The sequence below is a fragment of the Posidoniimonas corsicana genome (assembly GCF_007859765.1).
Classification (GTDB): domain Bacteria; phylum Planctomycetota; class Planctomycetia; order Pirellulales; family Lacipirellulaceae; genus Posidoniimonas; species Posidoniimonas corsicana.
In genome coordinates, this window is the sequence record NZ_SIHJ01000001.1 from 3,832,792 (window position 1) to 3,855,885 (window position 23,094).

Sequence of the window (23,094 nt, forward strand, 5' to 3'; positions counted from 1 at the left end):
ATGGCTGTTGGCGGTCGGTCTACCCTAGCCGGACAGGTTCTGGATCAGGCTGACCAGCGGGATGAACAACGCGACGACGATAAAGCCGACCGCGCCGCCCAGGAAGATAATGAGCAGCGGCTCCATCAGCTTGGTGAGGCTGTCGGTCAGCACCGCGACCTCCTCGTCGTACACGTCGGCCACCTTGTAGAGCATGGTGTCGAGCTCGCCGGTCTCCTCGCCGACGTCCACCATGTTCACGACCAGGTCGTTCACGATGGGCTGCCGCAGCTTGAGCATGTAGATCAGCAGGCCGATCGGCCCGCCGACGAACGCGAACCAGAAGAACGCCGTGACCGGGTGCAGGCCCATCGTGGCGTTCTCTTTCATTGGCTTGGCGATCGACTCGCCCTCGCGGATCGCGTCGGAGATCTTCTGGTACATCCGCTCGAACGACGCGTTGCCGGCCGTGTCGCGGGTGATGTTGAGCGCCTCGAGGATCGGGACGCCGCTGGCCACCAGCGTGCCCAGCGTCCGCGTGGTGCGGGCCAGCGTGTTCTTCTCAACCAGCTGCCCGAAGATGGGCACCTTGTTGGCGAACTGGTCCCAGCCGATGCGGCCCTGCTTGAACTTGCGGATCAGCTTGACGCCCAGCCAGATGCTGGTGGGGATGGTCGGGATCAGGTACCAGTACTCCTTCACCCAGTCGGCGATCGCGATCAGCGCGACCGTGGCGGCCGGCAGGTCGAGGCCGAAGTCGGTGAAGATCTGCTTAAACGCGGGCACGATCCAGATCATGATGCCGGTCAGGATCAGCACCGCCACGGTCACCACGATGACCGGGTAGATCATCGCGCCCTTGATCTTGCGCTTGAGCGACTCGGCCCGCTCCTTGAAGTCGGCCAGACGCTGGAGGATGAGCTCCAGGGCGCCGCCGGCCTCGCCGGCCTTGATCATGTTGACGTACAACCGGTCGAAGCACTTGGGGCTCTTGGCCATCGCCTCGGAGAGGGTGGCGCCGGCCTCGATCTCGTCGCAGGTGTCCTCGAGCGAGTACTTCAGCCGGCCCGGCTTGGCCTGGTTGGAGAGGATCCGCAGGCTGCGGAGGATCGGCAGACCGGCGTCCTGCAGGATGGAGAGCTGCCGGGTGAACGCGGTGAGGTCCTTGCTCTTCACGCCTCCGAAGACAAAGCCCCGCTTCTTCTTGGCCGGGCCGGCCGCCTCGGCCTTCTTGCGGCTCTTCTTGACCGAGATCTTGGTCACGAAGTAGCCCATCTGCCGGATTGTCGCCTGCGCTTCTTCCTCGGTCGGCGCGTCGATCACGTCTTTGATCTCGGCGCCCGTGGCGTCCATCGCTTCGAACTGAAAAGTTGGCATCGATCTAGGCTCTTGGCGGTTGGCGGTTGGCCGTTAGCTCTCGTTGACGCCCTCACCCAGCGGGGCGAGGAGCTCGTTGTTAGGCTTCCAGGATGGTCTCGCGGATGACTTCCTCGCAGCTCGTGACGCCGGAGAAGGCGGCCGCCAGGCCGGCCTTGCGGAGCGTGACCATGCCCTGCTTCTCGGCCAGGTTGCGGATCTCCTCGGTCTGGGCGTTCTCCATGATCAGGTCGCCCAGCTCGGGGGTCATGATCATCAGCTCGAACAGGCCGGCGCGGCCCTTGTAGCCGGTGTTGTTGCAGAGCTCGCAGCCGGCGCCGCGGTAGAACTTCTTGTCGGCCACGTCGGCGGCGGTCAGCTCCAGGTCGTCCAGCACCTCCTGCGACGGCTCGTGCACCTCGCGGCACTGCTTGCAGACGCGGCGGACCAGCCGCTGGGCGAGGATCGCCTCGACCGTGGCGGTGATCAGGAACGTCGGCACGCCCATGTCCTTCAGGCGGGTGATGGTGCTGGGCGCGTCGTTGGTGTGCAGCGTGCTGAACACCAGGTGGCCGGTCAGCGAGGCCTGGACCGCGATCTCGGCGGTCTCGAGGTCGCGGATCTCGCCCACCAGGATCTTGTCCGGGTCCTGACGCAGGATGGCCCGCAGGCACGACGCGAACGTGTTGCCGATCGACGAGTCGATCGGCACCTGCACGATGCCGTCGATGTCGTACTCGACCGGGTCCTCGGTGGTGATCAGCTTGTCCTCGACCGTGTTGAGCTCGCTCAGCGCCGAGTAGAGCGTGGTGGTCTTGCCGGAGCCGGTGGGGCCGGTCACCAGGCAGATGCCGTTGGGCTTGCGGATCACCTGGCGGAACTTGGCCATGGTGTCATCGTCCAGCCCGACGTTGGCGAGGTCGAGCGAGACGACCGAGCGGTCGAGCACCCGCATGACCACGCTCTCGCCGAACATGGTGGGCAGCACGCTGACGCGGAGGTCGACCGGGTGGCCGCCGACGGTGAGCTCGATGCGGCCGTCCTGCGGCAGGCGCCGCTCGGCGATGTCGAGGTTGGCCATCACCTTGATGCGGGTGGTGATGGCGAACGCCAGGTGGCGGGGCGGCGGGACCATCTCGTACAGCACGCCGTCCGCCTTGATGCGGATGCGGAACTCGTCCTCGAACGGCTCGAAGTGGAGGTCGCTGGCGTGGTCCTTGATGGCCAGCAGCAGCACCATGTTCAGCAGCTTGCGGACCGGGGCGCTGTCGGCCAACGCCTCGACGCTGGTCAGGTCGATCGGGCCCTCGGCCTCGAGCGCGGCGGCGGCGGCGGCCAGCTCGGTGTCGTCCTCGAGGCTCTCCACCAGGCTCTCGACGCTCTCGGTGTTCTCTCCGTAGTAGCGCTCGAGCGCGGCGTTGATCGACGGCTCGCTCGAGACCACCACCCGGATCTGGCAGCCCAAGAACGTGCGGAGCTCGTCCTGCACGCTCAGGTTCTGCGGGTCGCACATCGCGACCGTGAGGGTGTCGTTCTCAAAGGCGATGGGGATGATGCGGTACATCTGCGCCATCGGCTCGGTCACCATGCCGAGCACGTCCTTCTCGATGGTCACCTCGTGAGCTGAGACCGTCTGCAGCGACATCTGCTCGGCGAGCGCCTGGACGAGCTGATCCTCGTTGATCAGGCCCATGTCCATGGCGACCCGGCCGATCAGCTGACCGTGGTGCTGCTTCTGCTCATCGACGATCAGCTCGAGCTGCTCGTCGGTGATAAATCCCATGTCGACCAGGATCTGGCCAAGACGCCGCATTGCCATGGTGGGTTAACTCGCTTGGGTCGTCGCTAGTGTTGAATCGTCGTGTGCTTGAATCGCTGTGTTCCGCCTGCCGCATTCCGCCCGCGGGCGTTAGTCTTCGTCGGGCTCGGCGTTGGGGTCGTCGAACATGCCCCGCTCGGCGGCCGCCATCCGCTTGAGCAGCTCGTCGGGGGTGTTGCACTTGGCGATCGCGTCCTCCTGGCTCACCAGCCCGTTCTGCCAGTGCTGGAAGATGTGGTCGTCCAGCAGCTTCATGCCGTGCTTGGCGCCGGTCTGGATGCTGGAGGTGATGCGGAAGATCTTGTTCTCGCGGATCAGGTTGCCGATGCCCGGCGTCACGACCAGCACCTCGTGGGCCGCGACCCGCCCGCCGCCCTGCTTCTTGAGCAGCTGCTGACACATAATCCCAATGATCGACGAGGCCAGCTGGGTGCGGATCTGCTCCTGCTGGTTGGTCGGGAAGATGTCGATGATGCGGTTGATGGTGCCCGCCGCGCTGGAGGTGTGCAGCGTGCCGAACACGATGTGGCCCGTCTCGGCCGCGGTGATGGCGGCCTCGATGGTCTCGAGGTCTCGCATCTCGCCGACCAGGATCACGTCCGGGTCCTGTCGCAGCGCACGGCGGATCGCCTCGGCGAACGAGGTGACGTCCGTCCCGACCTCGCGCTGGTTGATGGTCGATTTCTTGTGGTTGTGCTGGAACTCGATCGGGTCTTCGATCGTGATGATGTGGTGGTCGACGTTCTCGTTGATGAAGTCGACCATCGCCGCCAGCGAGGTCGACTTACCCGAGCCGGTCGGGCCGGTCACCAGGATCAGGCCGCGGGGCCGCATCACCAGCTTCTTGAAGATCTCCGGGATGCCCAGCTGGTCCATCGTCCACAGGTCGACCGGGATCTGCCGCAGCACCATCGCGCACAGGCCGCGTTGGCGGAACACCGACACACGGAAGCGGGCCTCGTCGCCGAAGGCGAAGCCGAAGTCGGTGGAGCCGGTCTCTTGGAATTCCTGCTGGCACCGATCCGGCGTGATGCTCTTCATCAGCGCCATGGTGTCGCTCGGCTCCAAGACCTTCGTCTTGAGCTTCTGCATGCGACCGCTGATGCGCAGCACCGGCGGCTGGCCGACGGTGATGTGCAGGTCGCTCGCCCCCTGCTTAACCACAGCAGAGAGCAGCTTATCGATGAGGATTGTGCCCATAACCCGTGACTTCCTAAAGCAACCACTGAAAAGCGGTGTCGCGGCGCGGCTCATCAGAGCCCGCTGGCGCAGCACCACGGTAAGACGGTCGCCCGGTAGTCTGTTCTGTTCCGGTGTCGGCGATGGCAGCGGCCCCTGAAAAGACTGCCTAGCGCGACAATGCCGCCGTAACGTTAACCAGAGCCTACGCTTAGGTCCTCGTCTTAGCGATCTGGACCGTGATTCGTATGAGAAGCAAGCGAGGCCGGACCGTTGGTCGGCACAGCCATTATTCGCTAGCAGTCTCGCAAACTCAATCTTTCCGCCCGCCGCGGCCGGCCGTCCTCCCGACCACTTTCAACACACTGTTTCGCCTCTCCGCACCGCTTCGCCCGTGGGTCATTCGACGCCGCCAGAGTCCAAATCCGCCGCCGCAAGGTCGGTCCGCCCCCGGCTCGCCGCAGCGCTGGTCGCTTTGCAACCCAGAGGCGGCCACGCCCGCCGGTTAGTCCTTTTTGGTGACGCGGAACACCTCTTCGAGGGTCGTGATGCCGCTCAGCACCTTGCTGACCGCGTCGTCGTAAAGGGTTGTCATGCCGTTCTTTATGGCAACCTTCTTGATCTCCTGGGTGGACGCGCCCTTGAACGCCAGCTCCCGGATCGCGGAGGTCATGAGCATCAACTCGTACACGCCGATACGACCGCGGTAGCCGCCGCCGCCGCAGTGATTGCACCCCCGCCCCTTCATGAAGGTGGCCGACGCGGCCATCTCTGGCGTGATGCCAGCAGCCGCAAGTTCGTTGTCGGTTGGGGTGTACGGTTGTTTACACTTTGAGCAAACGACGCGGACCAAACGTTGGGCCATAACCGCCACGACACTTCCTGCCACCAGGTAGGCGGGGACGCCCATGTCGACCATTCGCGTCACGGCGCCGGGCGCATCGTTCGTGTGCAGCGTACTGAAAACCAAGTGTCCAGTAAGTGAGGCCTGGATACCCATCGATGCGGTCTCGTAATCTCGCATCTCACCCACCAGGATGACGTTCGGTGCCTGCCGCAGCATCGCCCGGATGATCATCGCGAAGTCGAGCCCGATGCTGTGCTTCACCTCGACCTGATTGATGCCTGGCAGGTAGTACTCGACCGGGTCCTCGGCGGTGATGATCTTCCGGTCGGGCCGGTTGAGCTCGTTCATCGCCGCGTACAGGGTGGTGGTCTTTCCGGAACCAGTGGGCCCGGTCACCAGCAGGATGCCGTTGGGGCGCCGGATTAGGTTGCGGAACGTCGCAAAGTCTTTCTCCGAGAGGCCGAGCTGCCGCACGCCAACCTTGATGTTGTCCTTGTCCAGCAGCCGCATCACGCAGCTCTGGCCGTGGTTGGTCGGCAGCATGCTGACCCGCAGGTCGAGCTCCTTACCGCCAGCGGTGATCTTGATGCGGCCGTCCTGGGTGCGCCGCCGCTCGGCGATGTCCATCTTGGCCAAGATCTTGATGCGGGACAGCAGGGCGCCCAGCAGGCGGCGGGGCGGGCTGTCACGCTCCACCAGCACGCCGTCGATCCGGTAGCGGATCCGCACGCGGTCCTCGAATGGCTCCACGTGAATATCGGAGGCCCGCAGCTGCACCGCCTCGGAGATCATTAGCTGGACCAGGCGGACGATCGGGGCGCTGGCCTCGTCGACGTCGTCGTCTTCCTCGTCCGACTCGGTCTCGGTTTCGGTGAAGTCGATCGCGGTGTCGGTGAACTCCTGCAGCATCGAGTCGGCCGACTCGTCGCCCATCTGGCCGTAGTTGCGGTTAATCGCCTCGACGATGCTTTCTTTCGTGGCGAGCGCGATGTTGATCTTGCGGTTCAGGATGAACTGCAGCTTGTCGATGGTCTCGATGTCGTTGGGGTCGCTGACCAGCACCTTGAGGGCGTCATCCTCCTCGGCGAGCGGGATGATGAAGTTCTCACGGGCGACCGACTCGGGCACCAGTTCCACCACGGACGGGGGGATCGGCACGTCCCGCAGGTCGAAGAACTCGTAGTGGTTCAGGTCCGCCAGCGCCTGCATCACCTGCTCGGCCGAGACGTAACCCAGCTCCACCAGCACGTCCTGGACCTTGTCGCCCTTGCCCTTGGCGATGCCCTTGGCCTCGGACAGCTGCTCCTGGCTGATCAAGCCCTTGTCAATAAGGAAGTCACCGAGGTTCATACGCTTGGCTCTTTGCAGCGATGCTGATTGAAAGGCGCGCAGCACGCGCCGTGGTTTTGCCTGTTCCGCCGAGGAGTTCCGCCCGGGAGAGAAGGATCGCGGCGCGCCCCACTACCGATTCCCGGCAGGGGGCGGGGCGCACCTGGGGCGCGCGACCTAACCCCCTACCCTGCCTAGAGTAATGGCAGCAGGGCCAGGCGTCAACGAACCGGGGCGTGGGGAGGGCCGAGCGGGAGTTGGGTCGGTCGGGCTGTCCCGATTATTCCGCGGGCTGCGGGCCCGGGTCGCGATGAGTGGCGTCGCCCCGTTCGGCGAGCTGGCGGGCCTGCTTGCGGAGCGTAACCGCGGCCTGACGCACCGGATCGGCCTGGTCCCAGAACTCCTGCCGCTCGAGATCGCTGGCCAGGCGGTCGAGCTCGCACGAAACGTCCAGCAGCGTCCTCCAGCGGGCCTGAACCGGGGCCGCCGGGTGGTGGGGTTGGTCGTGCCAGGCGGGCTGGGGCCAGGCTGACGGCCCAGGTTGGGCGTTTGGCCAGCTCGCGGCCCTCTGAGGGAAGGTCTGGGGCTGGGGCTTTGGACGCTCGTTGGCAGCGTTCCGGAGCGCCTTTTGAAAGGCGCCTGGGTTCGTCGCGTGATCGTCCCTCCATTCCGGCGTCAGCCCTCCGATCGACTCCCGAGCCTGGAGCAGGAACGCCTCGTCCGAGGGGCCGAGCTGGTTCGACGCGGGCGGCTGCGGATCCCCCGCTCGGAGGCCCGCCGCCAAACCGGTCGCCACAATCAGCCCCACCACGACATGCTTGTAGTACGCCATCCGTGCTCCCCTGCCCTTAATTGATTCTGCGTCCGATTGGCCGGCCGCCCGGCCCAGGAACACAATGGCCCCGGTGGCCAGATTGCCACCGGGGCGCCATTGGGTTCCCACAATCGCTAACGTCCGTCCTCAGTTCGTTAGACCATGTACACCGGCAGCGAGACGCCAAGCGACGTCTCGTCGAGCGCGGAGTCGTACTCGGCGGGCTCGAAACCACGGGGCCCGTAGACGTCGTAGTCGTAGGCGTCACGCCAGTCGAAGCGTTCGCGCCAGTCGCCGTACTCCACGCGGGTGCGGTAGCCGCGGCGTTCGGGGCGCGGGCGGACCACCTCGACGCGGTCCTCGTCCACTACCGCGCGGTCGGCCAGGTAGCCGGCGTAGCGGCGCGGGCGGTCGATGCGGTGGTAGACCGGCCGACGCCAGCGGTGGGCGTAGCGGTCGCCACGCGCGGCGGCGTCCACCGCCCACTTAGTCAGGATCGCGCGGATCACGGTCAACGACTCGCCGCCAGACGCCTCGGCCACGCACCGCCGCGCGTCGTGCCAGCGGGCGTCGCTGCGGGCGAGTTCCAGGAGCTCGTGACCGGCGTTGGTCAGGCGGACGCACGGCACGCCGGCGCCGTTGCGATCAATCTCCTTGACTAGCTGCGCGTCGATCAGCAGGCGGAGCTGGTAGCGGACGCTCTCGTCGGCCGCCTCGGTGGCGCCGGCGCGGAGCGTGCTGAGCGCGCAGTTGGGGCCGTGGGCTTCGATATCGAACAGCAGCTGGCGGGCCAGGTCGAGGTCGCGTTTCATGGGTGGCGTCTCCGTACGCACTACTTCGGGTCAGACCGGGCGTCCGCCCGGCACGGGGAATTCAGCGTCGATGCCGAATGATGCCCCGAAGCGGAAGGGGGGGTCAATATCGGTTTGGGAAGAAGTTGGCCCCCCGGCGCCCACCCGGCTGGCGGCGGTGGTTGCGCGGCGGCCGGCGCGGCCGCTACATCCGGACGTCGGGGTTCGTCCGGTTGGTCCGGCAGCGCCAGCCTGCTAGCGAATCCTGGGCGGGTACAAAGAGTCTGTCGATAGCGTTGTCTAGGCAAATGGAGTTGAGTCGCCAGCCAGGCGGCGCCAGTCGCAGAGCAGATAGGAGATCTGACCGTGCAAGCCCACCTCGACGCACACGAGCCCGCCCCGCTGCCCGAACCGGGCCTCACGAACAACGGGGTGCTCGCCATCCTGCTGGTCGCGATGGCGGTCGGCTACTTCGCGTGTGTGAAGCCGATGGCCGACCAAGTGCAGTCGATGCGCCGGTCGATGTCCTGCATGCAGAACCGCGTGGCGCGGCTTGTCAAAGAAGCCGACGCCGCCGGACAGGGCGCGGGGCTGCTCGCCAACCTTGCCCAGCAGCGCGACGCCGCGGCTCAGGCGGCCGCCGCGCTGGAAGAGATCGAGGCCCTCAACCGCCGGCTCGCCGGCCAGACCCGCCAGATCTCGCTGCTGGCCACGTCCGAGGACCTGGCCCAGCGGACCCTGCAGCGGATCGCCGAGCACCGCGAGCTGCTGGGCGCCGCCGAGGCGGCCCTGGACGACGCCGCCAAGCTCGAGACCCGCCTCGTCGCGGCCGAGCGGCAGATCACCGCCGCCGCCAGCGCCGCCGAGCGGATGCGGGCGCTGTGCGCCAACATGGTGGAGTCGCGGGGCATGATCGAGGACGCCCACGCCGCCAGCGAGGACCTGACCGCGCTGCAGCAGCGGCTGCTGGTCGCGTCCCGCGAGACGCCCAACGCCGCCGACGCGGTCGCGCGGTTCGACGCCATCGCCAGCCGGCTGGTCGCCCAGCGGGTCGACGAGGCCGAGCAGGGCCTCGCCCGGTACGAGTCGCTGCAGTCGCGGCTGCTCGACGCGCCGGACCGGTCCAGCCGCGCGGTCGAGGCGCTCGACGTGCTGACCGACCTGCGGGGCGAGGTGATCAACGCCGAGGGCGAATTCGAGAACCTGAGGAAGGTGCTGCTGGAGGTCGCGCTGATGCGTCCCGCCGTTGACCGGGCCGTGGCGACGCTGACGCCGATCCGGGAGCTCGCGACCCTCCGCTACCTCGACGCGCAGCAGCTGCAGGTGGCCGCCAAGGCGCTGCGGATCGGAGAGGGCGGGACGGTCGCCAAGTAGGGCCGCGGGGGTGGCCTGCTTGATGTATCAAGCGGGGCCGTCCACGCTGAACGCGTGGGCGGTCTCGCCGACGACGCTCCGCAGCACGCTGTTGCCGCCGTTCACGGAGATCGTCTGACCGGTGACAAACTGCGACCCGTTGCTCGCCAGGTACCGCACCGCCGGCGAGACATCCGACGGCACGCCCATCCGCCCCGCCGGGACATTCGCCTTGTAGCCTTCCTTGGCCTCGTTGGGGGCGTCGGCGTGCCGTTCGACCGGGATCCAGCCGGGGGCGATCATGTTGACCGTCACGCCGGTGTCGGCCAGCTCGCGGGCGCAGCTCAGCGCCAAACCGGTCTGGCCCCCCTTGGCCGCGACGTACGCGCTGAACGGCGCGTTGGCCATCGCGAGCACCTCGCTGGTGATGTGGATGATGCGGCCCCAGCCCTGCTCCTTCATGTGCGGCAGGCACGCCTTGGTGAACAGCACGGGGCTCTTCACGAAGAAGTCGAGCATCCGCTGGTAGAAGTCCCAGTCGTACTCCTCGATGGGCAGCTCCGGCTGGGCGCACGTGGCGTTGATGACCAGCACGTCGATCGGCCCGAGCTGGTCGGCGACCTCGCGGCACATCCGCTCGACCTCGGCCGCGTCGGTGACGTCGCCCTGCACCAGGCAGCACTGGTCGGTCACGGCCTGCAGGTCGGCGAAGGCGGCCTCGGCGGTCTCGCGGCTGTTGGCGTAGTTCATCGCCACCCCCGCGCCGCCCTTGGCCAGGTCGACCGCGATCTGCTTGCCCAGGCCACGGGTGCTGCCGGTGACCAGGGCCACGCGGCCATCGAGTCGGAATGTATCGTCAGATGCCATGAAGTCGCCTGGGTAGAGTCGTGTGGAAGGACGCCGCGGATCATCCGCGCGTGCGTGGGAGGGGCGGAGGGCCGACCGGCGGCGGCTACGCGATAATCTCGTGGATCGGCTCGGTGTGTTCAACACCCACCAGCTTCTGATCCAGGCCACGGAAGAAGTAGGTCAGCCCGTTGGGGTCCAGGCCCAGCTGCTGCAGCACCGTGGCGTGCAGCCGCTTGACGTGGTACGGGTCCTCCACGGCGCGGGCGCCGATCTCGTCGGTCGAGCCGACGCTGATGCCGCCCTTGATCCCGCCGCCGGCCATCCACATGGTGAAGCCGTAGGAGTTGTGGTCGCGGCCGGTGCCCACCGCGTACTCGGCGGTGGGCTGGCGGCCGAACTCCCCGCCCCACACGACGAGGGTCTCGTCCAGCAGGCCGCGCTGCTTGAGGTCCTTGAGCAGCGCGGCGATCGGCTGGTCGGTCGCCTTGGCCAGCCGGCCGTGGTTCTTGATCAGGTCGCCGTGCGCGTCCCAGTTGTCGTCGTTGTGGGCGCCGCCGGAGTAGACCTGGATGAAACGCACGCCCCGCTCCACCATCCGCCGGGCGAGCAGGCACCGCGTGCCGAACGGGTTGGTCTCCTTGTCGTTGAGGCCGTACATCTCGCGGGTGGCCTCGGTCTCTTGGCTGAGGTCAACCGTTTCGGGCGCCTCCTGCTGCATCTTGAAGGCCAGCTCGTAGGACGAGATCCGCGACGATAGGTCCGTGTTGTCGGGCCGCATCGCCAGGTGCCGTTCGTTAAGCCGGCGGAGCGAGTCGAGCACGTCCCGCTGCATGGGGCGGGTCACGCCGCCCGGCAGGTGCAGGTCGTTGATCGGCGAGCCCTCGGCGCGGAACACCGTGCCGGCGTAGCTGGCCGGCATGTAGCCGCTGGCCCAATTCTTGGCGCCGCTGATCGGGCCGCCGGTCTCGTCCAGCATCACAACGAACCCGGGCAGGTTCTCGTTGACGCTGCCCAGCCCATAGTTGACCCACGACCCCATCGCCGGGCTGCCGCTCTGCAGCTTGCCCGAGTTCATCATCAGCATGGCCGAGCCGTGGATCGGCGACTCGGCGGTCATGGAGTGCAGGAACGCGATGTCGTCGACGCAGCCGCCCAGGTGGGGGTAGAGGTCGCTGACCCACTTGCCACACTCGCCGCGCTGCTGGAACTTCCACCGCGGCTCGACAATGCGGCCCTCGTTTTTGTGCCCGCCACGGCCGAAGGTCTTCACGGCGATGGTCTTGCCGTCCATGCCGACCATCGACGGCTTGTAGTCGAACGTGTCGATGTGGCTCGGCCCGCCGTACATGAACAGGAAGATCACGCTCTTGGCCGTGCCGGCGACCTTCGGCGGCTCGGGCGCCAGCGGGTTCTCGCCGGCGGTGCGGGCCAGCCCGTCCTTGGCGAGCATGCCGGTCAGGGCCGCGGCGCCGAAGCCGCAGCCGGTCTCCCAGACAAACTCGCGGCGGGTGCGGCCGCAGAAGTCGCGTTGTTTCTTGTGCGCTGTCATGCGTGCTCTCGTGCTGAGCCTCGGTCAGTCGAGGAAGATGAACTCCGACAGGTTTATCACCGTCAGGCACCACTGGTGCAGGGCCTGGCGGTCGTTCAGCCCGTGCTCGCCACGGAGGCGGTCCAGCAGGGCCAGCCCCTCGATCACCTCGTCTTCTTCCGCAGGGCGGTTGAGGGTGATCTGGATGGCGGACTCCACCTGCCGGCGCGGGTCGCCGCCGGCCCGCTCTTCGACCCGGTCGGCCAGCCGGCCGGCCGCCAAGTTGGCGTAGTCGCCGTTGAGCATCGTCAGCGCCTGCCCGGGCTGAATGGTGACAAAGCGGGCCTCGCAGCTGATGTCGACGTCCGGGAAGTCGAACGCGGTGTGGAACGGCGGCAGCAGCGAACGCTTGATATACATGTACACGCTGCGGCGGGCGACGTCCTCGTCCGACGACTCGCCCCACCCTTCCCCGGGCCGCGACTGCGTGGCGAACACCTCCGCCGACAGCCGCGGGTAGAAGCTGGGGCCGTACATCTGCGGGTTGAACTTGTCGGTCACCACCAACAGCGAGTCGCGGATCTCCTCGGAGTGCAGCCGCCGCATGTCGAACCGCCACAGCAGGTCGTTGGTGGGGTCGGCGGCGAGCGCCTCGGGCTGGGCAGCCGAGGACATCTGGTACGCCCGCGACGTGAGGATCAGCTCGTGCAGCGGCTTGAGCCGCCAGTCGTTGTCGATCAGATACTGCGCGAGCCAGTCCAGCAGGTCCGGGTGGGTGGGCGGCGTGCCGAGCTGGCCGAAGTTGTTGGTAGACCGCACAATGCCACGCCCGAAGTGGTGCTGCCAGATGCGGTTCACCATCACGCGGGCGGTGAGCATGTTGTCCGGCGAGGCGATCCAGTCGGCCAGCACCCGCCGGCGTCCGGCGGATCGGGCGTCGGCTGTGGCGGCGGGGATCTGCGGTGCGGGCTGACCGAACAGCTCGGGGAAGTGCGGCTGCACCTCGTCGCCCGGCGAGTGCGGGTTGCCCCGCAGCATGATGTGGGTCGGCTCCGGCTGGGGGATGCAGGTGGCCAGCGCCATGATCGCCTCGGAGGCGGGCAGCTCGCGGAGCTGGCGGCGGAGGTCGCGCTGCTTGCGGCGGGTCGCCTGGTACTGCTCCCACTCGGACTCGTTGAGGAACTGCTCCAGCTTCTCGTCCAGCAGGGCTTTGCGCTCGGGCCCCTCGCTGCGGCGTTGGTCGGGCGCGTCCATCCGCTTGATGCCAACTTCCTCCATCGACACCCGCTCGCGCTGGGTGCGGCCCATCGCGCGCTGCAGCTTCTTCCGCTTGGCCGACAGGTCGGGCGACTCCATCACCCATTGGCTGTTGGTCTGCTGATCGCCGCGGTCGCCGTACGGAGTGACATCCGCGAAGAAGGCGAGCATGCCGTAGTAGTCCGCCTGCGGGATCGGGTCGATCTTGTGGTCGTGGCAGCGGGCGCAGCCAACCGTGAGGCCCAGCATCACCTGGCCGGTGGTGGAGATGATGTCGTCCCAGCCGTCGAACCGGGCCTGCAGCGGGTCGGCGGGCTCGTCGTCCCAGATGCCCAGGCGGTAATAGCCGGTGGCGGTAATCGTCTCCTCGGTGACCTCGTCCAGCTCGTCCCCGGCTAGCTGCTCACGGAGGAACTGGTCGTAGGGCTTGTCGTCGTTGAGGGAGCGGATGACATAGTCACGGTACTTCCAGGCGTTGGGTTTCTGCGCGTCACGCTCGAAGCTGTTGGTTTCTGCGTATCGGACCAGGTCGAGCCAGTGCCGGGCCCAGTGTTCGCCGTAATGCTGGGAGGCGAGCAGCTTGCCGACTAGGTTGCCCCAAGCTCCCGGCGAATCGTCAGCCGTGAACGCGGCGAGCTGCTCGGCGGTGGGCGGCATGCCGGTTACGCCGTAGTAGACGCGGCGGGCCAGCGTGTGTTTGTCGGCTGGCGGCGAGGGCGAGAGGCCGTTCTTGTCGAGCCGCGCAGCGATGAACGCGTCGATCGGGTTCTGGGACCACGCTTTCTGACCGACCTCGGGGACCGCGGGGCTCTTCATCGGCTCGAACGCCCAGTGCTTGGACCACTCGGCGCCGCCATTGATCCACCGCCGCAGCAGGTCGATCTCGGAGTCGTCGAGCGGCTCGCCCTCGGGGGGCATCCGTTCGAATTCGTCGTGCGAGGCGACCCGCGCGATTAGCGTGCTCGCGTCAGCATCGCCGGGCACAATGGCGTGCTCGCCCGAGTCGGCCTCGGCGATGGCCAGCTCGCGTTCGTGCAGGGCGAGGCCGCTGGACTGGTCGTCGGGGCCGTGGCAGGCGTAGCAACGCCGCGCCAGGATCGGCTGGATGTCGTTCGCGAAGCTCACCTCAGAATCAACCTGCGCCCGCACCGCCGACGCCGGAGCGAGGGCCAACAACAGGGCCAGGATCATCGAGGGAAGCGTCGCGGCGGCTCTCCGACAACCGGTCATCGGCAATCTCTCCGCGGGTAAGGCTGCGAGCGCCCCCTAAGCCGCGGGCGTAGCGGGGTAAATCGCACGCTGGGGAGGAGCGAGGGGATCGCTACGAAACAGGGCAGGACAAACGCTGGTCTTGCGTTATATGGCGGTCTGGAGCCTGGATCTTAACGTAAAAATCACCGAGAAGCACGAATCTTTGCACGCCGCACGTGCACGATTCGGCCACTCTTCCGGAGAATCTAGGGCGATACGCGTTCCAGACGCCAGACGTCGTCTGCCAGGGTATACCGCAACCTGTCGTGCAACCGGTCCGGGCGGCCCTGCCAGAACTCGAACACCGCGGGCGCCAGGCAGTAGCCCCCCCAGTCGTCCGGCAACGGCACGTCCTGCGCAGAGCACTCGGCTTCCAACTCGTGGAGCCGGGCCTCGAGCACCTCGCGGCTGGCCACCACTTGCGACTGCGCCGACGCGACGGCGCCCAGCTGGCTGCCGCGCGGCCGCGACCGGAAGTACTCCAACGAGACCTCGCGCGCTACCTTGGTGACCGATCCAGCCACGCGGACCTGGCGCTCAAGGTGCGGCCAGAAGAAGTTCAGCGCCGCCCGCGGGTTCTCGGCTAGTTGCCGACCCTTCTCTGAAGAGTAGTTGGTGAAGAAGCGAAGGCCGTCCGTGTCGAGCCCCTTGAGCAGCACGACCCGCGAGGTGACGTCGCCATCGGGAGTGCTGGTCGCCAGCGACATCGCGTTCACCTCAAACCAATCTCCGGGCGAGCACTCCTGGGCCTCGTGCAGCCAACGTTTGAGCTGCTCGGTGGGGCAGGCGGCGCAGTCCCGCTTGTGCAGGCCGTCCTGCTGGTAGTGCCGACGCATCTCGGCCAGAGAAGGAGAGACGCCCATCTGTTACTCCGTATGCGATTCAATGGTTGCTACCCGACCATCATAGCGCGGGCGCCGGTCTGTGAGAACTGGACATTCAGCTTGGCCGAGTGCCAGCCTGACGCCTCGCAGCTCATCCGAGGCCGTTGCACGTCGTTAACCAGTCCGTTCGCGTTCCACTCCGCGCTTGCAGCCGCCATCTGGACGATCCGGTCCGGTATTTGCCTTAGAGGAGTTGGCGAGGTTTACAACCCGCGTGCGACGCCAGCACGCGAATACTATCAGGAGGAGCACGATGGCTACGCTTACCAATCGCCGAACACTCTCCGCCGGGACGCTGATCGGCGACAACGTCAACAACCGAGCGGGCGAGAACGTCGGCTCCGTCAAGGAGATAATGCTGGACGTCGATAGCGGACGCATCGCCTACGTGGTCGTGTCGGTCGGCGGGTTCCTTGGCATTGGCGACAAGCTGTTCGCGGTGCCTTGGAACGCCATGGAGATTGACACCGAGCACCACGCACTGGTGCTGGACGTGTCGAAAGAGAAGCTGGAAAACGCGCCCGGCTTCGATCAGGACGACTGGCCCGACATGGCAGACCCAACCTACGGCAAATCCGTTCACGACTTCTACCAGACACGCCCGTACTGGGAGCTTGATCGGTAGATTCTGTGAAACTGAACGCGAAAGCCGCCGGCGATCATCGCCGGCGGCTACCTTATTCATTTCATTCCAATTGGGCTGACGCACGCATCCCAACTAGGCCGAAGGCTCGATAAGCGTCGCCGGGCGAGCCCGGCGGATCAGTCGCTTTACGCGTTTGAGCTGCGAGCGATTTCCCAACGCAAGCAGCAGCGTGTTCCCGTTCTCTATGTAGTGGGAGAGTTCCGCCTCGCTGTCGTCGCGGTAGGGTGGGAAGCCGAGCCCAGCGGTGGTCGAGCCGACCAGCACGCCGAGGATCGCGCCGATTGCCGGCGCAGCGAACGAAGGGAGTTGGCTCAGCACGCCGGCCATCCCCACCAACAGACCCGCGGCTAAGCCGACGGTGGCGCCTATTGCCACGCCGATGGCAATGGCGTGAGCTCGCGTCACCTGGGGTTCGCGGGGCGTCAGCAGGATTGGCCGCACTTCGTCCTCGTTGCTGATGAGCCGCACATCAATCCCCGCCGGGTCATCGTGCACGCGGCGGTACGCCTCCTCAGCGTTATGCGGCTCTTCGAAAACGGCGATCATGCCGTCGCGACGAGTGGCTTCTTCTAGTTCAGGTTGCATGGCAGAGCCTCACTGTGGGGTGACCTTATCCAATCGGCGTCGGCAGCCGCACGCGTGACGCCGCCCAGGAGTTCATAGGGGCGCCCGGCCAGATTGACCACTGACGGCGGCTGCAAGCACCAAGGGAGAAACAGGCATCTCGCATGCCAAACAGCAGTCGCCAGCCGAGCCGGTCACGGGCCCTCGAGCTCGTCCAGCGACTTTGGCCAGTCGTCCTTCAGCAGGCGAGAGAGCGACCGGTCGGCCAGCAGGCGGCCGCCGGTCTGGCAGCCGGCGCAGTAGTTAGTCTCGTTGTCGGCGTAGCGGATCCGTTGCACCGGTGCGCCGCAGACAGGGCACGGCTCGCCAAACCGGCCGTGAACGGCCATCTCCTTCCGGAAGGCGGTCACCTTCTCCGGGAAGCCCTCCGCTGCCTCAGCGCGGAGCCGCTCGATCCATTCGAGCATCACCTCTCGGCAGGCTGCGCCGAGCGTGTCGGCCTCGTCTGCTGATAGGCGGGTGGTCCACTTCAGTGGCGACAAGCGGGCGCGGTGCAGGATCTCATCGCTGTACGCGTTGCCGATGCCATCGAACAGCCGCGGGTCGGTCAGCGACCGCTTCAGCGTGTGGTTCTCGCACAGCAGGCGTTCGCGGAACTCGGCGGGCGTGGCGGAGAGCACATCCAGGCCCCCCCGATCGAACGCACGCAAGCCGCTGTCGTCCGCCAGCACGTGAATCGAAGCCCGCTTCTTGGGGCTGGCCTCGGTGAAGAAGAGGGTCTGCTCGATCTGGTCGCCGGCTCCACCAAAGTGAAACGCCGCCAGGTCGGTTTTCGACTTGGGCCGGGCGCCCGGCTTCCTGACGTGCAAGCGGCCCGCGATCATCAGGTGCAGCACGATCAGCTGCCCCTGCTCCATCCGCAACACCAGCCGCTTGCCGAGTCGCTCCACGCCTGTCAACTGCTGGCCTGCGAGCCCTTGCAGGTCCGGCTCAAACGTGCGGACCAAGAACGGGCTCTTCAGGTCGACCCGCGCCAGCCGTTGGCCGACGCAGAGCCGCTCGAGCGCCTCGCGGTAGACAATCACGTCTGGGAGTTCGGGCATGGCGGCTGGAGAGCATGGGGAGGACCTCCCCATTGTCACCCAGCCGGCGACGCCGGTGAACTACCCACCGCCTGCAATGATAAAACCCGCCCGGGCCGCCGCACGGGCGACCCAGACGGGCCTGCAAGAAAGTCGGTTGGCGTGCGCGTTAGGAGCGACGCGAGCGGCCGAGCGCCGCCACACAGCCGAGCGCCGCCAGGGCAAGGCTGGCCGGCTCGGGGATCGTGCCGACGCTGACGTTGTCGACGATCACCCCATTGGCGCCGTTGGACGAGTTGAACACGTCCATGCCGCCGACCAGGATGTTGCCGGCGGTGTAGAAGCCGCCGCTGTTGTCGTAGGTGTCGACCACGACGCCGTTCAGGGCGAACGAGATGGTGTCGCCCACGGCGAAGATCTCAACCTCGACCCAAGCGCCGCGATCGTTGGGCGGACCGGCCGGGCCTAGCCCAGTCTCAAAGCCTGGCGGCAACGGGTAATTGCCGCTGTTGTAGTCACCCAATCCCGTGTAGCCAGTGCTCGATCCATCACCCTCGGCGTAGACGCCAAGGTCGCCCGTACCGTCGCCGCCTTCGCCGGAGTAGGCCCAGGCGAGCGGGCCGCCGACGGCGCCGAACTCGTACGGAGAAACGGGCGCGCTGTTGTCCAGGAACAGGCCGGCCATGCCGTGCTCGGTCGATCCGCCGCCGCCGTCGTTGTAGACGAACATGTCGAGCGACAGGTGGAAGTCGCCGGAGAACGATTGGCCGTTCGGGTAGATGCTGTAAGACTCGCCCTCGTCGACCGGGCCGTCGTCGTTCTTGTTGAACTGCAGGAACGCGCCGATGGTGTCGCCGCCGCCGCTGGGGTTGGCGATCCCCAGCGTGGAATAGTCAAACGCATAGTCGACGCTGCCATCCGGCCCGACAACGCCCTCCTGCTGGCTGACTTCCGACCAGCGCGTCCCAGCGGCGCCGTCGTTAAAGTCTTCGCTGAAGAGAACTCCGGCCCGCGCGTCGAGCGCGGCCGTTGCCGCGAGAGCCGCGGCGCTAAGAAACACAAAAGTCTTCCGCATCATGAGGTCACTCCCTGTTGTTCGCTCCGCCCGCGGTTGGTCCAAGCCCGAAAAGAGGGCCACAGTGCCGATATTGCCGGGCCAACCAGCGGGTGTCAACGAATCTTTGGCCGCCCGAGCGAACTGGTGCGCTCCCTGGTGATAAGGGTGCGCGTTGGGGAGAGATTGCCGCGGAAAACCTCCAAGCGGCGGCGGTTTCTCACGCGAACTCGACGGTGTACTCCTCGCCGTCGAAGCCGACCACGTCGCCCTGGCGGAGCTGCTTGCGCCGGCGGGTCTCGACCTGGCCGTTCAGCAGCACCTCGCCCCCCTGGATGACCACCTTGGCTTGTCCGCCGGTCGCGACCAGCCCGTGCGCCTTGAGGAACTGGTCCAGGTGGATCGTCGGCTCTTGATCGTCTGACATGCGGTGCTCGCTTCGTTCGCAGGGCGGCCTAGCAGCAGCCGGTCGTGCCGCCGCAGCAGCCCTCGCCCAGCACCGGCAGCCCGTCGCTAGCCGGGGTCGAGTCGGCCGGCCCCAGCCCGCACGCGTCCTCCGCCAGGCAGGCGGTCTGCTTCGCTGCGAGGCGGAACTCCAGCACCCCGTCGCGTTCTGCAAACCGGTCGACCGCGTCGATGCTCACCGACCGCTCCTGGTGCTCCACCTCGACCGGCGCGTCAGCGGGCAGGTCGAGCTTCGCGACAAGCGACATGATGCCCGCCAACTTGTCGGTGGTCAGGCGGTGGTCCGTGTCGTACGCAACCAGCGTCTGCAGCACACACGCGACGGTCTGCCTGGGCTTGCCGCCACAGTCGACGAACCGCTTCTCCACGCGGCCCACCTCGGTCACGTGGAAGTGGTCGGCAATAGCGGCCTGATCGTCGATTAGGAAACGGAGGCCGCGGCCGGGGTGATCGGCGAGTGCTTGACGGAATTCGGTGACGTTCATGCGATTGATTCTACCCGGTTTGGCGCTGGCAAGAAGTGCGGCGTAGTCGGTCTGCGGCACTCGCTCCGGCGGCTCTCAACTACTGCAGGTCGCTGACCAGCTGCTCGTCGACCTCAATCTGCCCCTGCACGATCTGCTCGGCCAGCACCTCCGCCAGCGGTGCAATCACACTGAAGTGGTCGTGCCCGGGCACCCGCAGGAATCTGACGTTGGGGTTGGTGTTGTCGGCCGCCATCAGTTGAATCGACTCCCAGTTGCCGCGCTCGCCACCCTCAAATACGTACATCGGCCGCTTCACGCAGTGCAGCCAAACGATCGGCGCCCGCACGGTCAGCTCCTCGTCGTCCTCGGGGTCGCAGTACAAGTAGTCGCCGCCGTAGTGGTACGGTGTGGCGACCGGGCCCAGCGAGAACACGGCGCGGTAGCGGTCGGTCGACTCGCCGACCAGCATCGCCATCGTGCCGCCCGTGCTGTGGCCGCCCAGGTACACCTGCTCCGGGTCGACGTACGGCAGCCCGACCAGGTAGTCGGTTGCGGCGAGGATGTCGTCCACCTCCCCCAGGAACCCCTCCCGCCGGCCCGGGTTGTCGTTGCCGCCCCGCTGCGAGGGGAACATCATCACCACGCCCGCCTTGCGGAACGCGCTGGCCGACTGGTCGTTGCCGCGCGGACGCGGCGTCCAGACATCGCCGATGGTGTTGTTGTCACCGCCGGTGATCCAAACGATCGCCGGATGCCTGCCGCCGTCCCCCGGGTCGGGCGTGACGTACGCGGCCAGATCGCCGACCGCAGACGGGTAGCTGACCAGCAGGAACTCATCGCCGTCGGGGCGGTCCGGCGGCCCGTACTCCTCGCCCCGCGACACCAGCCTGGTCTCGAACCCACGCCGCACGTCGACCAGCATCGGCTTTGCTGACGACGGTGCAGAAGCCGCCCCGCGGCCCGTCGTATCAACCGGCGCGCCGCAACCGCCGGCCACCAGCGACATCAGTACGACAGCAAGAGTTCGATATCTCATATCCGCTTCCATTCGTAAATGTCGGCGAGTCGTAACGGCCGCCGCGGCTCCGCCCCGCCAGACTTTTGTCCCGTTTTGGCGCATCGATTCTTAGGGACAAAAGTCGGACCCCACTTGGAGCCCTGAGGATCGTTTCACACTTGTATAGCAGTGCTAGACGGTTTCGCCATCGATCCTGCGGGCCGACTTTTGTCCCCACCTGCGCGCTGATAGGGACAAAAGTGGTCAGAAACACGGGCCGCCGACCGTCACACTTGGGCCTCATCGCGTCCCAGCCCGCTCGCACCCCACATTAGACCGCGCCGGGTGGCCGGTTTCTACAAAGAACTGCTGGACCGCGAGAGCTGTCGGGCGCCGGCAGCGACCATCGCCGCTACAAGCAGGGTAGCAGCAGCCGGCGCCGGCGCGGTCGTGGCGGGACCGGCGTCGCTGGTTGCCCCGTAGTTATCTCGCCACACCGCGTAGTCGCCCTGCCCTACCCCCGAGAGCCCGTCGCCGTTGCCGCTGAGCGCGGCCTCGTCGGCTGCTCCTTGGTGGTCGCGCCACACGGTGTAGTCGGCCGCGTCGACGACGCCGTCGTCGTTGAAGTCGCCCGGCAGGCCGGCGGGCGCTTCGTTGGGGACGTACGTGAGGAACAACTGCGGCGCGACCGCCGAGCTGCTGCTCGCCGCGAAGTCGGTCGTGGCAAACCCGACCGAGTTGTAGTCCGGGTCGCCGAGGATCGCGAGCCCGAGAAACTCCTCACCGTTCTGCAGCAGAGTATTGATGAACTCGTGGTCCAGCTCCACGCGGATCGGGTCCAGTTCCTCGACCGGGCCCAGCACGCCAATCTGGGTGGAGGTGTCGAGCACGTCCGCGACCGTCATCGCCCCGTCGCCGGCGTAGCCGTAGATGGGGGCGTCCGTGGTGTCGCCGGCGCCGCCCCCTAGCGACCAGATGTCAAACTCAATCTTGGCGTCGGTGATGGTGACGTTGTCCGGCAGGTCGGCCAGCGAAAACTCGAGTGCGCCCCTCCTGTCGATGTCGGCGAAGTCGATCCAGCGGGGGTTGATTGTGTTGCTCGTCTCGTCGACCTCCCATACTCCTTCGACCAGTTCGAACTCCGCGTCGAGGCTGGGCAAGACCTGCAGCGTTCCCGCGCCCTCCGGCAGCAGCTCGAAGTTGATCCGCGGCGCGTCGGAGAAGAGCTCGTTCGTGTAGAGCACGTCGAACGGCAACAGTTCCGTCTGCGGCGAGACCCGCATCCCCACATGAGTGGCGCCCGCAGCGAGCAGGTTGTGCAGGATGCCGGTGATGTCGAAGTCGAAGTCGGTTCGGTCGCCCGACGCGTGGGCCACATCGCCGACGTAGATGCCCGGCACGCTGAAGTCGTCCAGGCCGAGCACGCCGTCGGCCGTGTAGAACTCGATCAGGTGCTCCCGGAGGCCAACGTCCACCGAGTTGTTGGGGCCGATCGTGCCGGTCACGTTCGCCGACAGCACCAGCCCGGACGGCACGTCGGTCACGTCGAATTCCGCGATCGCCCGGTACTCGCCGCCCGTCACTGAGGCGATGAAGGCGCCCGACTCGATCGCATCGGCCAGGCCGTCCCTTGGCGAAGTGTCCTTCAGCCCCCCGGTGACCACCGGGATCAACGTGTCGCCGCTGCACAGTGTGCAGCAGCTCGCCACCAAGGCCGCGGCGCCCAACACTACCACTCCAGCACCGCGCAACCCGACCGACTCCATGATCAGCCCCCACTGCGATCCGCCGATCGCTCGCCTGATGAGAAGAAACGAAACGTGGAAAACCGCCACCGCCGGCGATTCTATCCTACCACGATCGCCGATGCGACCAGGGCGGGGGCCGCATGCTCCCTTAACCGCGTTCATAAGTCAGCAGTGAACCCGCAACCCAACGACGGCGTCATGCGGGCAGGACTCGTCGAATCCCAACCAGACGCCTCATTCCTAAGGAGCCGCCGCATGTTCCCTGTCGAATCGATTGTGTACCCCTGGGACAACGGCCGCCGCTACGCGGTGGCGCTGCTGGACGACCTGACCGACGAGCAGATGGTCCTCCGCCCCGGCGGCAACATGAACCATCCGGCGTGGATCGTGGGGCATATTTCGATCTACCACCCCGTGGTCTGCTCGCTGCTCTCGGGCGAGCCGTGCGACGACCCCGCCGACCACGACCTGTTTGGCTTCCGCGGGCGGGGACCGCTGCCGGATGCCAGCGAGTACGGCTCGAAGGCGGAGCAGGTCGACCGGTTCGTCGCGGGCCATGAACGGGTGGCCGAGGCCCTGCTCTCCGCTACCGCCGACCAGCTGCAGCAACTCCCGTCGCTGAAACGATGGGCCGACGCCTACCCAACGGTCGCCGTCATGCTGCCCGACCTGCTGCTGCACCACGAGAGCCTGCACATCGGCCAGCTGAGCATCTGGCGCCGGGCGGCGGGACTTCCACCGGTGGCGATCCCAGACCGCTCGCCCCGGGCGGGGCTGTTCGGCTAGGCGCCAGAATCGCAACGTTTACTCCCCTGTGGCGACGCGTCCCCCCAGC

21 protein-coding genes are annotated in these 23,094 nt (G+C 66.8%); 3 read left to right on the top strand and 18 right to left on the bottom strand.

What is annotated here, in order from left to right; translation table 11 throughout:
* Positions 1 to 24: 24 nt before the first annotated feature.
* The 6 genes from KOR34_RS14730 to KOR34_RS14755 form a co-directional block, all read right to left on the bottom strand.
* Entirely contained in the window at positions 25 to 1,356 is a 1,332-nt protein-coding gene (locus tag KOR34_RS14730; protein ID WP_146565315.1) for a type II secretion system F family protein, read from the bottom strand.
* A 79-nt stretch (positions 1,357 to 1,435) separates the two neighbouring features.
* Positions 1,436 to 3,154, bottom strand: a complete 1,719-nt coding sequence (locus KOR34_RS14735) for a GspE/PulE family protein (RefSeq protein WP_146565316.1) — start codon at positions 3,152 to 3,154, stop codon at positions 1,436 to 1,438.
* Positions 3,155 to 3,244: 90 nt separating this feature from the next.
* Positions 3,245 to 4,354 carry a type IV pilus twitching motility protein PilT gene (locus tag KOR34_RS14740; RefSeq protein WP_146565317.1) on the bottom strand — a complete coding sequence of 370 codons (1,110 nt, stop codon included), beginning with the start codon at positions 4,352 to 4,354 and terminating at the stop codon, positions 3,245 to 3,247.
* Positions 4,355 to 4,838: 484 nt separating this feature from the next.
* Positions 4,839 to 6,530 carry a GspE/PulE family protein gene (locus KOR34_RS14745; protein ID WP_146565318.1) on the bottom strand — a complete coding sequence of 564 codons (1,692 nt, stop codon included), beginning with the start codon at positions 6,528 to 6,530 and terminating at the stop codon, positions 4,839 to 4,841.
* 259 nt (positions 6,531 to 6,789) lie between these two features.
* Positions 6,790 to 7,341 carry a hypothetical protein gene (locus KOR34_RS14750; protein WP_146565319.1) on the bottom strand — a complete coding sequence of 184 codons (552 nt, stop codon included), beginning with the start codon at positions 7,339 to 7,341 and terminating at the stop codon, positions 6,790 to 6,792.
* A 137-nt stretch (positions 7,342 to 7,478) separates the two neighbouring features.
* Complete coding sequence (locus KOR34_RS14755; RefSeq protein WP_146565320.1) at positions 7,479 to 8,135, bottom strand: DUF2513 domain-containing protein; 657 nt, start codon at positions 8,133 to 8,135, stop codon at positions 7,479 to 7,481.
* A 345-nt stretch (positions 8,136 to 8,480) separates the two neighbouring features.
* Here KOR34_RS14755 and KOR34_RS14760 point away from each other — a divergent pair, with 345 nt between their 5' ends.
* On the top strand, positions 8,481 to 9,488 hold the full coding sequence (locus KOR34_RS14760; RefSeq protein WP_146565321.1) for a hypothetical protein: 1,008 nt from the start codon (positions 8,481 to 8,483) through the stop codon (positions 9,486 to 9,488).
* 27 nt (positions 9,489 to 9,515) lie between these two features.
* Here KOR34_RS14760 and KOR34_RS14765 read toward each other — a convergent pair whose 3' ends face one another.
* From KOR34_RS14765 to KOR34_RS26740, 5 genes are all read right to left on the bottom strand, one after another.
* Positions 9,516 to 10,334, bottom strand: coding sequence for an SDR family NAD(P)-dependent oxidoreductase (locus KOR34_RS14765; protein WP_146565322.1), 819 nt, complete (start codon positions 10,332 to 10,334; stop codon positions 9,516 to 9,518).
* Positions 10,335 to 10,419: 85 nt separating this feature from the next.
* Positions 10,420 to 11,865 (bottom strand): DUF1501 domain-containing protein, encoded by a 1,446-nt coding sequence (locus tag KOR34_RS14770; RefSeq protein WP_146565323.1) that lies wholly within the window; start codon positions 11,863 to 11,865, stop codon positions 10,420 to 10,422.
* 24 nt (positions 11,866 to 11,889) lie between these two features.
* Entirely contained in the window at positions 11,890 to 14,292 is a 2,403-nt protein-coding gene (locus tag KOR34_RS14775) for a PSD1 and planctomycete cytochrome C domain-containing protein (protein WP_228714617.1), read from the bottom strand.
* 266 nt (positions 14,293 to 14,558) lie between these two features.
* A complete protein-coding gene (pdxH, locus tag KOR34_RS14780; RefSeq protein ID WP_146565325.1) occupies positions 14,559 to 15,215 on the bottom strand; it encodes a pyridoxamine 5'-phosphate oxidase in 657 nt (218 codons plus the stop codon).
* A gap of 29 nt (positions 15,216 to 15,244) precedes the next feature.
* Positions 15,245 to 15,394 (bottom strand): hypothetical protein, encoded by a 150-nt coding sequence (locus KOR34_RS26740; protein ID WP_197531423.1) that lies wholly within the window; start codon positions 15,392 to 15,394, stop codon positions 15,245 to 15,247.
* Between the two features lie 95 nt (positions 15,395 to 15,489).
* Between KOR34_RS26740 and KOR34_RS14785 the strand changes: the two genes are divergently transcribed.
* Entirely contained in the window at positions 15,490 to 15,861 is a 372-nt protein-coding gene (locus KOR34_RS14785) for a PRC-barrel domain-containing protein (RefSeq protein WP_146565326.1), read from the top strand.
* A gap of 93 nt (positions 15,862 to 15,954) precedes the next feature.
* Here KOR34_RS14785 and KOR34_RS14790 read toward each other — a convergent pair whose 3' ends face one another.
* The 7 genes from KOR34_RS14790 to KOR34_RS14820 form a co-directional block, all read right to left on the bottom strand.
* Positions 15,955 to 16,467 carry a hypothetical protein gene (locus tag KOR34_RS14790; RefSeq protein ID WP_146565327.1) on the bottom strand — a complete coding sequence of 171 codons (513 nt, stop codon included), beginning with the start codon at positions 16,465 to 16,467 and terminating at the stop codon, positions 15,955 to 15,957.
* A 173-nt stretch (positions 16,468 to 16,640) separates the two neighbouring features.
* Positions 16,641 to 17,549, bottom strand: coding sequence for an Fpg/Nei family DNA glycosylase (locus KOR34_RS14795; RefSeq protein WP_146565328.1), 909 nt, complete (start codon positions 17,547 to 17,549; stop codon positions 16,641 to 16,643).
* 148 nt (positions 17,550 to 17,697) lie between these two features.
* A complete protein-coding gene (locus KOR34_RS14800) occupies positions 17,698 to 18,606 on the bottom strand; it encodes a PEP-CTERM sorting domain-containing protein (RefSeq protein ID WP_146565329.1) in 909 nt (302 codons plus the stop codon).
* Positions 18,607 to 18,802: 196 nt separating this feature from the next.
* Positions 18,803 to 19,009 carry an RNA-binding S4 domain-containing protein gene (locus KOR34_RS14805; protein WP_146565330.1) on the bottom strand — a complete coding sequence of 69 codons (207 nt, stop codon included), beginning with the start codon at positions 19,007 to 19,009 and terminating at the stop codon, positions 18,803 to 18,805.
* A 28-nt stretch (positions 19,010 to 19,037) separates the two neighbouring features.
* A complete protein-coding gene (locus KOR34_RS14810; RefSeq protein ID WP_146565331.1) occupies positions 19,038 to 19,532 on the bottom strand; it encodes a DUF6428 family protein in 495 nt (164 codons plus the stop codon).
* Positions 19,533 to 19,611: 79 nt separating this feature from the next.
* Positions 19,612 to 20,550: an alpha/beta hydrolase family protein gene (locus KOR34_RS14815; RefSeq protein ID WP_146565332.1), complete on the bottom strand. Its 939-nt coding sequence runs from the start codon at positions 20,548 to 20,550 to the stop codon at positions 19,612 to 19,614.
* 317 nt (positions 20,551 to 20,867) lie between these two features.
* Positions 20,868 to 22,238: a hypothetical protein gene (locus KOR34_RS14820; protein ID WP_197531424.1), complete on the bottom strand. Its 1,371-nt coding sequence runs from the start codon at positions 22,236 to 22,238 to the stop codon at positions 20,868 to 20,870.
* 276 nt (positions 22,239 to 22,514) lie between these two features.
* Here KOR34_RS14820 and KOR34_RS14825 point away from each other — a divergent pair, with 276 nt between their 5' ends.
* Positions 22,515 to 23,045, top strand: a complete 531-nt coding sequence (locus KOR34_RS14825; protein ID WP_197531425.1) for a DinB family protein — start codon at positions 22,515 to 22,517, stop codon at positions 23,043 to 23,045.
* The last annotated feature ends 49 nt before the right edge of the window (positions 23,046 to 23,094 follow it).

What these genes read in the sequence shown, in the direction of transcription:
- KOR34_RS14730 (WP_146565315.1), bottom strand. Translation starts at nt 1,356, where the DNA reads ATGCCAACTTTTCAGTTCGAAGCGATGGACGCCACGGGCGCCGAGATC.
- KOR34_RS14735 (WP_146565316.1), bottom strand. Translation starts at nt 3,154, where the DNA reads ATGGCAATGCGGCGTCTTGGCCAGATCCTGGTCGACATGGGATTTATC.
- KOR34_RS14740 (WP_146565317.1), bottom strand. Translation starts at nt 4,354, where the DNA reads ATGGGCACAATCCTCATCGATAAGCTGCTCTCTGCTGTGGTTAAGCAG.
- KOR34_RS14745 (WP_146565318.1), bottom strand. Translation starts at nt 6,530, where the DNA reads ATGAACCTCGGTGACTTCCTTATTGACAAGGGCTTGATCAGCCAGGAG.
- KOR34_RS14750 (WP_146565319.1), bottom strand. Translation starts at nt 7,341, where the DNA reads ATGGCGTACTACAAGCATGTCGTGGTGGGGCTGATTGTGGCGACCGGT.
- KOR34_RS14755 (WP_146565320.1), bottom strand. Translation starts at nt 8,135, where the DNA reads ATGAAACGCGACCTCGACCTGGCCCGCCAGCTGCTGTTCGATATCGAA.
- KOR34_RS14765 (WP_146565322.1), bottom strand. Translation starts at nt 10,334, where the DNA reads ATGGCATCTGACGATACATTCCGACTCGATGGCCGCGTGGCCCTGGTC.
- KOR34_RS14770 (WP_146565323.1), bottom strand. Translation starts at nt 11,865, where the DNA reads ATGACAGCGCACAAGAAACAACGCGACTTCTGCGGCCGCACCCGCCGC.
- KOR34_RS14775 (WP_228714617.1), bottom strand. Translation starts at nt 14,292, where the DNA reads ATGATCCTGGCCCTGTTGTTGGCCCTCGCTCCGGCGTCGGCGGTGCGG.
- pdxH (WP_146565325.1), bottom strand. Translation starts at nt 15,215, where the DNA reads ATGGGCGTCTCTCCTTCTCTGGCCGAGATGCGTCGGCACTACCAGCAG.
- KOR34_RS26740 (WP_197531423.1), bottom strand. Translation starts at nt 15,394, where the DNA reads ATGGCGGCTGCAAGCGCGGAGTGGAACGCGAACGGACTGGTTAACGAC.
- KOR34_RS14785 (WP_146565326.1), top strand. Translation starts at nt 15,490, where the DNA reads ATGGCTACGCTTACCAATCGCCGAACACTCTCCGCCGGGACGCTGATC.
- KOR34_RS14790 (WP_146565327.1), bottom strand. Translation starts at nt 16,467, where the DNA reads ATGCAACCTGAACTAGAAGAAGCCACTCGTCGCGACGGCATGATCGCC.
- KOR34_RS14795 (WP_146565328.1), bottom strand. Translation starts at nt 17,549, where the DNA reads ATGCCCGAACTCCCAGACGTGATTGTCTACCGCGAGGCGCTCGAGCGG.
- KOR34_RS14800 (WP_146565329.1), bottom strand. Translation starts at nt 18,606, where the DNA reads ATGATGCGGAAGACTTTTGTGTTTCTTAGCGCCGCGGCTCTCGCGGCA.
- KOR34_RS14805 (WP_146565330.1), bottom strand. Translation starts at nt 19,009, where the DNA reads ATGTCAGACGATCAAGAGCCGACGATCCACCTGGACCAGTTCCTCAAG.
- KOR34_RS14810 (WP_146565331.1), bottom strand. Translation starts at nt 19,532, where the DNA reads ATGAACGTCACCGAATTCCGTCAAGCACTCGCCGATCACCCCGGCCGC.
- KOR34_RS14815 (WP_146565332.1), bottom strand. Translation starts at nt 20,550, where the DNA reads ATGAGATATCGAACTCTTGCTGTCGTACTGATGTCGCTGGTGGCCGGC.
- KOR34_RS14825 (WP_197531425.1), top strand. Translation starts at nt 22,515, where the DNA reads ATGTTCCCTGTCGAATCGATTGTGTACCCCTGGGACAACGGCCGCCGC.